The sequence below is a fragment of the Leptospira abararensis genome, from assembly GCF_016918735.1.
Taxonomy (GTDB): Bacteria; Spirochaetota; Leptospiria; order Leptospirales; family Leptospiraceae; genus Leptospira_A; species Leptospira_A abararensis.
Map to the genome: position 1 here is coordinate 403,073 of NZ_JAFFPR010000060.1, position 14,491 is coordinate 417,563.

Consider the following 14,491-nt stretch of genomic DNA (forward strand, 5'->3'; position numbering starts at 1 on the left):
TGGCGGTATGGACCCAATTTTACTCGGTGTCAGCGACACCATCGAATCTGAATTTGATTCGGAAATTTATAAAAACCTTTCTCCTTTAGAAAAATATCATTCCCTACTTTTCCGTTCCGTAGACAAACTATTTGGTTTTTTAGGAACGGATCGTTCGTCTATTTCCCCCTACCTAACCGACTTTGTTTCCATCGAAGCCCAGTCCCTAGGTCGCGAAGGGTATGGATTCACTGTCAAAGATGCAAATGATATGGGTTTTGGTGGCCTTGCATGCCATACTGTAGATTTAGGTGGAGCGAGTGTCGGTGGGGCGATCGGGCAAGCCCATACGATTGTGAAAGCCAATCCTTACGCTGTGGTTCTTGTGGCCGCTGCCGATGTTCCGAAATCCGTATTCAAACAAATATCAGATTTAAAAAGACTCACTGCGACTGTTTGCCATAAAGATTGGGAAATGCCTTATGGGGCCACACTCATTGGACTCTACTCTCTGTTATGTGAACGAATGATGTTTGATACCGGAGTGACTAGTGAAGATTTAGAAGAAATCACAAAACACTTTCGAAGTTTGGCCGAAACCAATCCGCGGGCCTTCCAATACCAAAAACCAATCACGGATAAACAATTACAAAAACCACTTTCTGGTGTGTATAGCACTCCTATGATTGCGATTGTGACTGATCACGGATTTGCCACACTCATCACATCCGAATTCATGAAACAGAAGTTAATTGATAACAAGATCATCAAAAAAGATGCTTCGCATATTTATTTGGTGGGGTCTGGGCAAAGTGCCCATGCCGAATACTTCATCCAAAAGAAAGATTTAAAAAGCCCTGCTGCCCTTGCTTGTGAAAGAGCAGTGGCATCATCCGGACTCAAACGATCGGACATTGAATACGCTTGGATTTATGATTGTTTTACAGGAATGATCATCCATGAAGCAGGATTGTATTTTGGTGTATCCCCAAAAGATACGGCCACATCCCTTCGCAAAGGCAAAATCTCCAATGGAACAAGAGAGATTCCTATCAATTTAAGCGGGGGGATTTTGAACTACCAAGCAGCCATGGCTCTGTCCGGTGCCACTGGTCTCATTGACATTGCAAGCCAATATGGATTGGCCGTAGATCCCATTCCAGAAAAACTTCCTACTCCACCTAATGTGAGTTTATTGGGAGGAAACGGAGGGATTGATAGCATCAACACTGTCGTTTTATTTGCCAAAGACAAACAAGAATCTGCGACCAGAGAACCTATGGCTTTACAACCATTAGAAGTGAATGTACCAAGTCCAAAAATGGGAGAAACGGCCACCATCCTCACGGTAAGTACTATCTATTTCAATCCTGGTGGAGAAAAAAAACCACCTTACCTAATTGTTTGTTCTAAAAAAGAAAATGGAGAGATGGTTCTCACCAATCTATTTGCTAAAGACGGAACTGAGATTGTATCCAAAGAGGGATTAGAACTTGGGAAATCGAAAGTGGAGTTCCAAAAGAAGGATGGAAAAATCCAAGCAGTTTTACTAGGTTAAAACTGCTTTAAAAACCGTAGATTCCCTGATTGGAAATACCGGATGTCATGGATTCCGTAACGCATCATGACAAGCCGGTCCAGTCCAAGACCAAAAGCAAAACCCGTCCATTTTTTGGAATCAAGCCCAGCCGATTCTAATACGTTTGGATGTACGAGACCACATGGCAATAGTTCGAGCCATCCCGAATGTTTGCAAACACTACAACCATCTCCATTACAAACCAAACAGTTGATATCAAGTTCAAATCCAGGTTCCACAAAAGGAAAGTAACCAGGCCTTAGTCTTGTTTTGATTTCTTTACGAAACACACGAGAAAGAAGTGTCTCCATGGTATAAATCAAATGAGCCACAGAAATGTTTTCTCCCACCACCATCCCTTCTACTTGGTAGAAAGTATTTTCATGAGAGGCGTCCACTTCTTCATAACGAAATACTCGACCAGGAGCAATAATACGAAACGGAGGTTTTAATTTGCGAAGAGCACGCACTTGGATGGCAGAAGTATGAGTTCGCAGTAAGTTTCCATCTTCTGTGTAAAAGGTATCTTGCATGTCACGTGCTGGATGGTCTTCGGTAAAATTTAAGGCACCAAAATTGTTCTCATCGGTTTCTACTTCTGGCCCATCCATGACTGAAAACCCCATGGAGGTAAAGATATCTTCGATTTCGTATTGGATTTGCGAGATGGGATGTAGGCTCCCTCTTTCTTTAGAAGCGAGTGGACGCAAACTATCAAAAAATTCTTGGCCCAATTGATTTTCATAAAAACTTTCTTTTAAGGAAGAACGTTTGGATTCAACAAAACTCTCGAGCAGGTTTTGTGCTTCGTTTGCTTGTTTTCCCACTGTTTTTTTCTCTTCTACCGAAAGGGAAGCAAGACCTTTTAATACAGAAGTGAGTTTCCCTTTTTTTCCGAGGAACTGGTTTTTAAAAGCATCCAATTCTTGTTCCGATGTTGCAGATGATAAAACAGACTCAGCCTCTTTGACTAATGATTCGATTTCTTGGGATAGGCTCATACAGTTTCTCGCAATTCGATTAAGGATTTTAATTCAGGATAAATTCCACCAAAGGCACCATTCGACATCGCAAGGAGGATGACTTTTTCTTTTTGGAATTTTGGTAGAATCTTTTTTAAGAGAGTAGGAATTTCTTTTGGATCTTTTGCATACAATGCATCTTTCTTAGTATGTTTTGTAATGTCCTTCACCAATTTTTTGACATTCAAACGAAGGGATTTGTTTACCTTGTCCACTTGGTACACTTCGGTAACAATACTTACATCACTCCCTTTAAAACATTTGGCAAAATCATCTTGGAATACATTTCTATGCGAAGTAGCACTTCTTGGTTCAAAGAGGGAAATGATTTTATAACCAGGATAGGCTTCCTTATGGGCTTTGATGGTCTCTTGGATGGCAACAGGATGGTGGGCAAAGTCTTCGACAAGTAAACTATTCTCTGAGACAAAAAGATTTTCTTGTCTACGTTTCACGCCAGGAAAAGTAACAACGGCTTCTAAAATTTCTTTTCTTTTTTGAGGAGCAATTTCCAAACAAATTCGGACTGCCACTTCCACATTGCGATAGTTATGTGCACCAATGAGAGATGGTTTTAATTTGGCCTTGGTCCTAATTTCAGACAAAACACCTTTTTCGTATTTAAAAATGGAATTTTTATCCCCTAAATCAAAGGATTCTACGGGCGCGTGTTTGTAATCTTTGGTAATCTCTACTAGGTTTTTGGAGCCCTTCCAATAAAAAACCTTACCGCGACTGGGAACCAAATTTAACAGACGTTTGAACATAGTTTTGATGGCATTTAAATCGGCAAAAATATCAGCATGGTCAAAATCGAGAGCATTCATCGCTAAGTAATAGGGTCTGTAGTGTAAAAACTTAGAACTTTTATCAAAGAAAGCAGAATCATATTCATCCCCTTCAATAACAAAATAATCCCCTTCCCCAATCGCAAATCCAGGATACCCATCCTTTCGGATTCCACCCACAAAGAGGCCGGGTTTTAACCCAATGAATTCCAAAATCCAGTGGGTTAAAAAAGTAGTAGTGGTTTTGCCATGGGTGCCGGAGATCACGATTGGTTTTTTGTTTTTTAGAAAAAAAGTTCCAATCGCCTGCGCCATACTCATGTATTCCATTCCGGTATTCAGAACTTCTTCTACCTCAGGATTTCCACGAGAGATTGCATTTCCAATGATGACTAAATCAGAACCTTTTACATTTTCTTTACGATAACCAGATTTAGGTGATAGACCCCACTCCACCAATTTATCAGACATAGGTGGATATAGATTTTGATCTGAACCTGATACATCATGACCTAAATTTTTCAGCATATAAGCCAAATTGCCCATAGCAATCCCACCAATGCCGACCATAAAGATTTTCAAAAGAGTACCGTCCTAATTAGGTTGTAGACAAGTAAAGGAACAGAAATGAGAACCAAAAAAAACAAAACTACCTTCATAAGGAAAAACAAAAAATCAAATGAGGACCATTCTCTTCTGTGAGATAAATAATAATAAGCTAAATGTAAAGAATAGAGAAATCCAACACCTAACATTGCCAAGGGGATGGGAGCCGGAAAAATCCAAAAGATTGCGGTGGATGTAAACGGCAGAAAGGAGATCATAAAGACATGCGGCTCAGGGCCTTCCCAATCTTTGGTGCGGTCACGCATTTGGTGGTACATCCGAAAACTATCCACAAGCCGGATCACAATATAAAACCCTAAGTAAAAAAAGAATAAAGTCCCCATTCCTTGGGTGTAGGTAAGTCTTGTTTCTTCATCTACAGTAGAAACTTTGAATATCAGGATTTGGATCAAATTACCAAAAAATTTGGCTAAGGGGGCAAGTAAGATGAGTTGGAGATGGGCCAACCATAAATCTCGACCACCCAAGTCCGTTTTATGAAAGTAGGATTCAAAGGCGGACATGGGAGAATAGAATAAATCTCGGATCATTTCCATCCGAGATGCGACTGTAGAAACTTTTTGCACCTTATTGGATTTTCTGGTTGGGACGCTCGTAACGGGAAGCATTTTTCACTTTCATGACAGCATTCACCAAATTTTGGAAGCTTTCTTCTTTGATCCAAGTGACAGTCTCGGAAAAATAAGGAATCAGTTCCCGGCGCACAGGCCTCCATTTTCCTGATTCGGTTTCCCATAATGGGTAAAAGGAGAGACGGTATTTGATTCCTCCCGATTGGACTACATCCAAAACTGCTTCCGGGTTTTCTGCGAGAGAAACTTCGGGAAACTGTGGTGCGCCCACTTCATCAGAATAAAATTCCACTTTCAAACCTTTGACAACCGACTCCCATTGATTTCCCACATCCGGCGGCAAAACAATCCGTTCGCCTGTCGTGCGGCTCCAATCATTCACATAAACATTGTATTGGTTTTTTTTTGCTCGGTTTTCTGCCTTTACGGTGACAATTTGACCGGTAAAGGAGAGTTCCTTCATATAACCATCGTTAAAGGTTACGTACATTTTTTCGCGGAAATTTGTAGAGGGAGTACGAAACTTTTCGATCAAATAGTTATAGGGAGCGATGATTTCTTCATGAACCAAAACAGACACACGACCTTCATCGGATCCAATTTTTTTACCAAAAAACAATTGTTTGTCTTTAGAAAATTCAAATGTAGGTCCATTCTCATCTGATAGAGATAAGGAGGGAGAATTTTCTCCTAAACAGTAGGACTTTTGAATATCTTCTGATGTCTTCTCGATCAGTTTTGTTTTGAGAACACTGAGTTCCGAAAAACTATTTTTAACATTATAATTCGCTTCATAAGAATTGGTTTTTCCATTTTTTGTTGAAGTCACCGTATACAATGGGGTTTGGTTCCATCCACGAGGGATTTTACGAAAGACCATAGTTTCTTCTGCAAACTTTGGCTCCATTGTCCCACACCAATCAGCTTTTGGTGGAATGTATTGAATGGACTTCCAATCTTCTTTCCAATAATTCGTTTCCGAAATATTTTCAGGATGGTCTTCCATCCAATAAAAAAGTAAAAAAAGTCCGGTAAAGGCTAAAACAACTAAACTAATTTTCTGTTTCATACTTCAATCATGGAACTCTTTCGTCTGGAATACACAAAGTAGGATCCTACTGCCAAAATGAATCCTGGAAATAAAAACACTCCAATCACCCATGCCATTAACTTTTGGTTGTCGGAAAGGGAGATGGTATCGAGTTCTTCTTTTTTCAAAGGAATTTCGGCAACGGCTACATCTTGAAACAAACCAGTGATTGAAACCGTGGAGAATTGTGAATTCATTGCGTACGGAATGAACTGATCTGTTACCCAAGAAGTTCCTGTGTGTAAAATGATTTTTCCTGCTTTCTCACTCGTTAGAGAGTTTGGTGTGAGCACAATAGAGAGAATTTTACTTTCTCTTTTTTCGTTTGGATCCAATTTTCCATTTTTGTTCTCATCGGCATACGCTTCAAACCCAGACTCAAGTAGAGTTTCTGACTTAAAAGCATAAGGGGAAGGAATCGTAGCATCTGTTTCCAAATAACCGCTGTAAGGAAACAATATCCCCATATCTTTTTTCTGGAGTAAATCGGTGAGTCTGTGGTCTGGAAAACGTTTTGCCACAACAAATCCTGGTTTCTCTTCTCTTTCAATTAACTGTGTAGTTTTAAATTTAAGTCCTGCGGAGGCAAGTAACCAACCAAAGTCTTCATTCCCTTTTGGTTCCATGGTGATGAGGAGTTTTCCATTTTTTTCCAATACGAATTTTGTAAGTTCTTCTTTTGCTTCTTTAGAAAAGGGAACCGTAGGCCCAAGCACCACAAGCATTTCAGCATCATCCGGTAATTTGGATGGCCAACCTTGACCAAAACCCAACTCAGCTACTTTGAAATTTAAAAACTGTAATGAAGAAACAAATCGGTTTACTTGTTCATTGGGAAGGGCCTTAAAAGACATCCCGTATCTTTCTCCATTGGCGACTGTGAAATAAACTTTTTTCTGTTCGGTCGTGACATTGAGAAGGGCACCAACTAACTTACGTTCCAGATCTTCCAAATCTTTTGTTTCTTTCGCAATGACCCTTTCTTCAGCAAAAGGTGTTCCCGATGTCAAAAGTGATTGTTTTTGAGAACGAACAAAGATGGTTCCATTCGAAACTTGGCCAAATTCTTTTAATAAATCCACTTCCACATCGGCATTGATGAACTGGACTGTGATATGTGAGTTTTCTGATTTGATTTGGTCCAAAAGGATTTCAATATCGGGACGGATGCGAGTGAGAGCAAATGCAGCCAGTTTATCCCCATTTGCCGGTCCATCTGCTTCTAGGGGACGTGGGTAAAAGGCAGTGATGGTGACATCTTTGGAAATTGGTTTGATTAAGTTTCTAGAAATTTGCGAAAGAGAAAATTTTCCCTGACTACTCAAATCAAAGTTATAGTTTCGTTTGATCGCAAAATAATTGACCGCCACCAAAATCGGCAGAACAAACAAAAATCCTAGAACTGCATTTTGCAAAAGGGAACTTTTGGATTTTGCCAAGTTACTCTGCGCTTCCAAAGAAGATTTTCCAATCTCTAGTAAAATGATTTGGAGTAAAAATACTATGGAAAGGAGAACCACACAAAGTAATAAAAATTCTCTAACTTTGGGAATGGCACTGACTTCCTCATTAAATCCAGCGACCGGTTTCAAATCTAGAAAATCACGTAACACCGATAATAAAAATGCACTGATTCCAAATCCAGCAGCAACGTAACGGTTTTGGTCTTCCTTTCTTAATCCTTTGGAAAAGGCACGAACGATGGTATCCGATGCTAAAAATAAAAAGATCACTCCAAAAAAGAGAATTCTTTTTTTAGGATCTACGACCATCCCATCAAACAAGAAATAGGCGAAAAGTGAAAGTAAGCTAATAAATGGTAAAACTCTATCTGCGGTTAAAAACATGGTCTATCCCCTCCATCTCCTGGATTCCAAGACCTTTACGGTAAGATATAAGAACAAAAATGTTCCGCTAAGGAAAAATACGATTCCAGTTAATGGAACCACACCCTTTGCAAAAGCAGCAAAGTGAGAAAATATATGTAGGTGAAAAAGTACCTTTCTTGTGGTAGCTTGGAATAGATGCGAAAAATATCCCACCACCCAAAGTGTCAAAATGATAAGAACCGATATCAAAAGAGAAATCATTTGGTTTTTACCAAGACTGGATCCAAACATCCCAATCGTAAAAGTAAAAACACCTAACAAAAACACTCCTACACTCCCAGAAGCTACCATATAAAACGGAGCCTTCCAAAAAGAATAAAGAAGTAAAGGAAACAATCCATTGATAAAAATGGTGATAATCCCACAAACGGTGACACCAAATAGAAATTTACCAAATACAATTTCCAAATCGGTAATGGGAGAGGTAAAAAGTAATTCCAAGGTTCCTTTGTTTCTTTCTTCTACAATCGATCCCATAGAAATGATGACCATTGCAATGAGAATAGTTGTCATAAAAGAAATGAAGGTGATGTAGGTTGCAATTTCATAATTGGCAGTACCATTAAAATTCAGAATCATCACGAAAAGTGCATTGAGAAATGCAGTTCCGCCGAGAACTAGTGGTCCCATATAAGTTCCAAAAAATAATCGTAATTCTTTTTTATAGATCCAAACAGCCGATTGCCAGTTCATATTTTCTCCATAAAAATCTGTTCTAAAGACACTTCTTGTTTTTTTAAAGATTCAATTTGGATTCCGAGAGCCAGCGCTTTGGAAAACAAAGATTCTTTGAATTGTTTTTGATTTGTGGTTCGCACCAAAAATTGAATTTCTTCTTTATTGGTTCCGAGTTCCGTCACAGTATCACCATCACCTATCACTGATTTCACGAAGGTGTGGAGTTCATCTGCATTTTTCCCAGAAAGACCAACTTCCCATCCGGCTAGTCGATTCATTTCTTCTTCTAAACGAGACAAAGAAAATTCTTGTTTGAGGCTTCCCTTATGTAAAAATAAAAACTTATCACAAGTTTTATAAATCTCAGTTAGGATATGGCTCGAAATGAGAACGGTATGATCACCCGCCAAACTTCGAATCAAATTACGAATTTCGACAATTTGTTTGGGGTCAAGTCCAGAAATCGGTTCGTCCATAATGACAATTTCTGGATCTCCTAGGATTGCCTGGGCAATTCCAACACGTTTGCGAAATCCGAGAGATAAAGTTCCGATCAACTTATCTTTAACATTTGTAATGTTAGTTTTAGTTAGAACTTTTTCAATTTCGGAACCAAGTTTGGTATCCTCAATTTTTTTGATCCGACCGACAAAAGTTAGATACTCTGTGATCGTCATGTCTTCGTAAAGAGGAGGAGTCTCGGGAAGATAACCTATTTTCTGTTTGGCTTCCAAAGGAAAGTCAAAGATAGACTTTCCATCAATGGATGCATCCCCCGCACTAGGAATCAAATACCCTGTGAGGATTCGAATTGTAGTGGTTTTCCCGGCGCCGTTGAGTCCCAAGAGACCGACGATTTCGCCCTTTTCTAATTTGAAATTAAGCCCTGAGATGGCTCGTTTTTCGCCGTAAAATTTTGATAAATTGCTGACTTGAATCATAACTCTGGTTTAGTTTTCGTATACCTGCACCTATGAATGAATTTCTGGAAAAAATCAAAAGCTTTTTCAAGGATGAAGACAGCTTTTTTGATGCAAAGCAACTTCTGCAACAGAATTGGCACAAATTTGTCCCCCAATACCTCGACAAAATCCTGGAAAGCCGTTCGGATGCCGTCTTTATCTTGGACAAGGATGGAAATTACACCTACGTAAATTCTTCTGCGGAAGCAATGGTGGAAAAAACTGCCAGTGAAATGCTCGGGAAAAGCATTTGGAATTTGTTTCCAAACATTGATGCCACCGAATTTGGTAAAAAATTGGCGAATGCCATCAAAAATCAGGAAACATTCCGGTATGGGGAATTCTTTTTGGAATCCAAAGGATGGTTTGATACACAAGTTTTCCCTCAGGAAAAATTTACCATCGTTATTGCAACCGAAGTCACTTCCGAAAAAAATGCCAAAGACAGTTATAGCCAAGTTCTTATCAAAAACAAAGCCATCCTAAGTTCTCTTCCGGACAAATTGTACGGTATTCGCAAAGACGGGTCTGTCATTGATCACAAAGAATTTCCAGATTTTAAAGGTTGGGACTCTCATCATGAAGGGAATATCCAATTCACACGAATCGAAAACCTGTTTCCAATCAGAAAACTATCCGAAATTGAATCCATTCTGATACAAGTTTTGGAAATCGGGGACACAAAAACTTACGAGTATTCTATCGAAGATTACGATGGTGAAAAATACTTTGAAGCTCGTTTCACAAAAACTGGTGAGGATGAAGTCCTTGCTATTGTTCGAAATATCACAGAACGAAAAAAAGCCGAAGCATTAAAAAATGAATTCATTAGTTTGGTTAGCCATGAATTGCGAACCCCCCTCACTTCGATTAAAGGTTCTATCGATTTGTTACTTGCAGGAGTTGCAGGAGAACTTTCCAACCAAACCAAATCTTTACTAAACATTTGCCGTAAAAACACCCAAAGACTTGTACGTTTTGTAACAGACCTGCTCGACATTGAAGCTTTAGATTCGGGAAATATCAATTTCAAATTTCGAACCTACAGGTTGGAAGAAATTTTACAAGTTTCAGTAGATGGAATGAGAACCTTTGCCGAACAATACCATGTTTTGTTAAACTATGACCAAAACTTTCCTTCTACTTCTGTTTATGTAGATGAAGACAGATTAAATCATTGTATCACCAATCTTATCTCCAATGCAGTAAAATACACGCCTAAGTTTTCTGAAGTGTATATCACTGTGGTTCCTTCGAATACTCATGCACAAATTTTAATTAAAGACAATGGTCCAGGGATTGATCCCAATTTTGCGCCAAGATTATTTCACCGGTTTGCGCAAGGGGCACCGCCTAAGGATAAATTAGTCGGAGGTTCAGGCCTTGGACTATCGATCACAAAAGGATTTGTAGAAGCGATGAAAGGTAAAATATTTTTTACATCAGATGACAAAGGTACTGTATTTACTATTGAGTTGCCAATAATTAAACCAGGTATAATTCCTTCCGGATATAACCAATGAACGAACCTATCTTGAAACATGTGTTAATTGTTGAAGACGAAGAAGATATTGTAGAAATACTTCGGATCGCTTTAGAATTCAATTCATCCTATCAGGTAAGTTTTGCAAAAACCGGCCCTGAAGGATTACAAAAAGCAATCATCTTACAACCCGACTTGATCTTGTTAGATGTTTTGATGCCTGGAATGAATGGGATGGAGCTGATTGAGGAGTTAAAAATATTTCCAGAAACCAAAGCGATTCCTGTTGCCTTTATGACTTCTCGTGTTTTAAAAAATGAAATTTTGGAATACCAAAAAAGAGGAGGCATCGGTGTGATTGAAAAACCCTTTGCCCCTCTTGAGATTGCTGATAAAATCCAAACCCTTTGGGAAGATTCGAAAAGAATGCAGTAAGTTTTAAATCTCTTTAAACCCTTCTAAAATCTCGTCTTGTCTTCCCATCAGCCGAACAGACAAACGAGGTCCCACTTCGCAAACAATGCGAGACGCCACATAGTTACCCCAACGAGCTGATTTTTGTGACGAATACCCTTGGGTCAGTCCATACAAAACTCCAGCGGCAAAGGCATCACCCGCTCCCGTTGTATCAATTGGTTTTACAGGAAAACCTGGAACTAAAGTGATTTTACCATTTTCGGCCACATAAGCTCCTTCTTTCCCTGCAGTCATAAATACAAGCGGGCAAAGTTTAGATATAAATTCAACAGCGTCTTCTGCAGTTTTTGCTCCACTGAGTGCTAAACCTTCTTCCGTGTTACAGAAAACCACATCGACATATTCCTTTGTTAGGTGAATAAATTCATCCCTAGAACGATTTACGCAAAATGGATCACTATAAGTAAAAGATACTTTTACCTTGTTTTCCTTTGCCATTTTCATCGTGAGTTCACTTGCTTTTTTTGTAGAATCACCATCCCACAAATAACCTTCCACATAAACAAACTTACTTTTTTTCAAGTTTTCTACATCGATATCATTGGGACCAAGCGATGTTGAGATGGCAAGATTGGTAAGCATCGTCCTTTCGGCATCGGGCGTAGTTAATACAACACAAGTTCCCGTATGGCCATTAACATCTGGAGTGGTTTCAAACAAAACCCCTGCGTCTTCCATATCTTTTTTATAGAATTCACCATAAGTATCATGAGTGACTTTTCCCGTATAACAACAAGCTCCACCGGAGTTTGCAATAGCGATCATTGTGTTTGCGGCACTTCCACCAGAGCGAAGTTCTTTCTTTTCATCGTGAAGGTCGGCAAGAATTTGACCTTGTCTAGATTCATCGACAAGAGTCATCACACCCTTGGTGATATTTTGTTTTTGTAAAAAATTGGGATTTATAAAGGCAATGATATCTACCAGGGCGTTCCCTACACCGAATACGTCGTAATGCTTCATGGGGACAATGCTTTTTTCCTTTAGGGAATTGACACTCAATTTTCATGCTCCAGCTTGGCAGGTACTGAGAAAATAAAGCTCCATGATTTCTAGTTTCAGATTCTATTTTCTCCTTTGCCTATGTTTTGGACCCTTAAATTTATTCGCACAAAACAAAGATCCGAAAGAGGTAGAGATTCGAGCTAATATAGACAGCCAGTCAAAAAATTCTAATTTTGCAAAAAATCCAACGGGTTTTCAAAAGGAAATTGATTTATCGCAAACAAACACACGTTACATGAGTTTGCCAGATGTATTGAACCGAGAGGCGGGGGTTCGGGTTAGGCAATACGGTGGGCTTGGCTCCTACTCCACTTTGTCTTTAAGAGGAACCAACCCCAACCAAACAAAAATCTATTGGAATGGGGTTCCGATAAACAACTCTATGGGAGGCGAAATCAATTTAGCTGACCTACCCTTTGATAATTTAGAAAAAATCGAAATCTATAAATCGGGAACACCAGCAGGATTTTCTGGATCGTCAATTGGGGGTTCCATTAACTTAGTTTCCAAATCTAAAATTGATAAACCAGTGACTCGAATCAATTTGATGGGAGGAAGTTTTAAAACTGCAAAAGCGACAGTTACGCACATGGACCAATTTGTTGGCGGTTCCTATTTTGTTCAGGCACTCCAGGAAACTTCGGATCAAAACTTTAGTTATCTCAATAACAAAGGAACTGTTTTATTCAACACTTACGATGATTCCATTGACACACGTAGGAATGCTCAATTCAGAAAGACAGGTTTTACTGGGAATATCTCGTTTGAATTTGGTAAAACCAAAATTAATTTACTGAACGACTACATTCACAGAAAACAAGGATTACCTGGTCCTGGGAACAGACAAACTGCTTCAGTAGAACGTGTATTCAGTAAACTCTCATCTGCAATAACAACAGAAACCAATGAATTTCTATTGCAGAACTTAACTCTCGAAACAAAAACTTATGGTAACTTTTCTAAGGATGATTTTTTTGATCCCAAATCAGAATTTAGTTTCGGAACCCCCAACGCATTCACCAAAACCAACCAATACGGATTTCAACTAACACCTACATTCTATTTATTAGAATATAACCAAGTGATTCGAACTTCCTTTCAAACAGAGCAAGAGTTTTTTACAAGATATGAAAAACGTTACAACCATGAAACGGAAAGGAAAGAACCAAAAAAACGTCGCGATACTTTAAGTGCGACCTTTCAAGATGAAATTAGACTATTTTCGAACCGACTTTTTTTAGTCCCCCAAATTCGATGGGAACGGTATACAGACCGATTTGGAAAGGATGAAACCAGCGTTCGCAATCAACTTCTCGATCCACTAAGCGATGTTTTTTATGTAAGACAAGCTTTCACCAATCCAAGTTTTGGGATAAAAATTGTTTGGATCAAAAAAGAAAATTTGGAATTTGGAACACTAGCCAATATTAGCAAAGATTTTCGGATTCCCACCTTTTTAGAGTTATTTGGTGAGCGAGGAAGTATCGTAGGAAATACTAAACTGCGGCCTGAACAAAGTAGAAACGGAGACTTCGGATTTTATCTCCATTCAAAACCGTCTACCAATTGGAGAATACAATCCGATGTGTCCATTTTTCAAAAACGAATTTATGACATGATTTTGTTTTTGCCCAACTCACAATTTACACTTAGACCCGAAAACGTGGACCAAGCTCTCATTCGCGGTTTAGAAACAAGCCACAACGTGATTTGGAATAAAGGGATAAAATTTAATTTTAACTATACCTACCAAGATGCAAAGAACTACTCCGAATCACCTGCGTTAAATGGAAAATATCTTCCGCTTCGTTCCAAAAGCCAAGGGAGTGCCCTACTCTCTTTTTTCAAAGACTTTGGAGAAATTGGACTGGAATACCAATACATTGGAGCCAATTTTCGAGACCGAACCAATGAATATTTAGGTTATTTGCCAGCCAGACAGTTTTGGAACCTCTATATCCAATACGTACCTTATAAAAATTTAGAAACAGGAAACGAATTGATTTTAGGATTTGAAGTTCGTAATTTATCAGATAAACGAGTAGAAGATTTGGTTGGCTATCCCCTACCCGGCCGCAGTTACTATTTTACAGGGAGTTACAGGTTCTAATGAAGACAACAAAGATTGTTGGATCTAAACTTTCTAACGATAGTTGGTTTTTAAACGCAATGCGATTATCCGCAACAAGGTATTGGAGCTTCGTATACAAATCCCTGCGGCGGATATACGCATTGCGGTTATTCGCAGGGAGAGATTGGACCCAAACATTCCTTAAATCCTACTCGCGGTTAAACGAATTACGCATCAGTGTCTATAGCTTTCGATTCACTTTACTTTGC

General features: G+C 39.0%; 12 protein-coding genes. 4 read left to right on the plus strand and 8 right to left on the minus strand.

Translation table 11 applies throughout. The features are described from left to right. Positions 1-7 precede the first annotated feature (7 nt). Complete coding sequence (locus JWG40_RS19160) at positions 8-1,537, plus strand: thiolase C-terminal domain-containing protein (RefSeq protein ID WP_205287350.1); 1,530 nt, start codon at positions 8-10, stop codon at positions 1,535-1,537. Here JWG40_RS19160 and pheS read toward each other — a convergent pair. The 7 genes from pheS to JWG40_RS19195 are packed head-to-tail and all read right to left on the minus strand — an operon-like array spanning position 1,534 to position 9,165. Next, a complete protein-coding gene (gene pheS, locus JWG40_RS19165) occupies positions 1,534-2,559 on the minus strand; it encodes a phenylalanine--tRNA ligase subunit alpha (protein ID WP_205287351.1) in 1,026 nt (341 codons plus the stop codon). The two genes, JWG40_RS19160 and pheS, sit on opposite strands and share 4 nt — an antisense overlap. After that, on the minus strand, positions 2,556-3,950 hold the full coding sequence (locus tag JWG40_RS19170) for a UDP-N-acetylmuramate--L-alanine ligase (protein ID WP_205287352.1): 1,395 nt from the start codon (positions 3,948-3,950) through the stop codon (positions 2,556-2,558). Before JWG40_RS19170 ends, pheS begins: the two co-directional genes overlap by 4 nt. Next, positions 3,947-4,561, minus strand: a complete 615-nt coding sequence (locus JWG40_RS19175; RefSeq protein ID WP_205287353.1) for a hypothetical protein — start codon at positions 4,559-4,561, stop codon at positions 3,947-3,949. Before JWG40_RS19175 ends, JWG40_RS19170 begins: the two co-directional genes overlap by 4 nt. A gap of 1 nt (position 4,562) precedes the next feature. Next, complete coding sequence (locus JWG40_RS19180) at positions 4,563-5,636, minus strand: hypothetical protein (protein ID WP_205287354.1); 1,074 nt, start codon at positions 5,634-5,636, stop codon at positions 4,563-4,565. Then, entirely contained in the window at positions 5,633-7,504 is a 1,872-nt protein-coding gene (locus tag JWG40_RS19185; protein WP_205287355.1) for a motility-associated ABC transporter substrate-binding family protein, read from the minus strand. The genes JWG40_RS19180 and JWG40_RS19185 overlap by 4 nt, the downstream gene beginning before the upstream one ends. A 3-nt stretch (positions 7,505-7,507) precedes the next feature. Then, positions 7,508-8,239 carry an ABC transporter permease gene (locus JWG40_RS19190; protein ID WP_002971699.1) on the minus strand — a complete coding sequence of 244 codons (732 nt, stop codon included), beginning with the start codon at positions 8,237-8,239 and terminating at the stop codon, positions 7,508-7,510. Continuing rightward, positions 8,236-9,165 carry an ABC transporter ATP-binding protein gene (locus JWG40_RS19195; protein WP_205287356.1) on the minus strand — a complete coding sequence of 310 codons (930 nt, stop codon included), beginning with the start codon at positions 9,163-9,165 and terminating at the stop codon, positions 8,236-8,238. Before JWG40_RS19195 ends, JWG40_RS19190 begins: the two co-directional genes overlap by 4 nt. Before the next feature lie 32 nt (positions 9,166-9,197). Between JWG40_RS19195 and JWG40_RS19200 the strand changes: the two genes are divergently transcribed. Further along, the gene (locus JWG40_RS19200) at positions 9,198-10,709 is read left to right on the plus strand and encodes a PAS domain-containing sensor histidine kinase (RefSeq protein ID WP_205287357.1); all 1,512 of its coding nucleotides are present in this window, start codon (positions 9,198-9,200) and stop codon (positions 10,707-10,709) included. After that, complete coding sequence (locus tag JWG40_RS19205) at positions 10,706-11,104, plus strand: response regulator (RefSeq protein ID WP_205287358.1); 399 nt, start codon at positions 10,706-10,708, stop codon at positions 11,102-11,104. Before JWG40_RS19200 ends, JWG40_RS19205 begins: the two co-directional genes overlap by 4 nt. A 3-nt stretch (positions 11,105-11,107) precedes the next feature. Here JWG40_RS19205 and JWG40_RS19210 read toward each other — a convergent pair whose 3' ends face one another. After that, positions 11,108-12,109 (minus strand): adenosine kinase, encoded by a 1,002-nt coding sequence (locus JWG40_RS19210; protein ID WP_205287359.1) that lies wholly within the window; start codon positions 12,107-12,109, stop codon positions 11,108-11,110. An 82-nt stretch (positions 12,110-12,191) separates the two neighbouring features. Between JWG40_RS19210 and JWG40_RS19215 the strand changes: the two genes are divergently transcribed. Next, the gene (locus JWG40_RS19215; protein WP_205287360.1) at positions 12,192-14,261 is read left to right on the plus strand and encodes a TonB-dependent receptor; all 2,070 of its coding nucleotides are present in this window, start codon (positions 12,192-12,194) and stop codon (positions 14,259-14,261) included. The last annotated feature ends 230 nt before the right edge of the window (positions 14,262-14,491 follow it).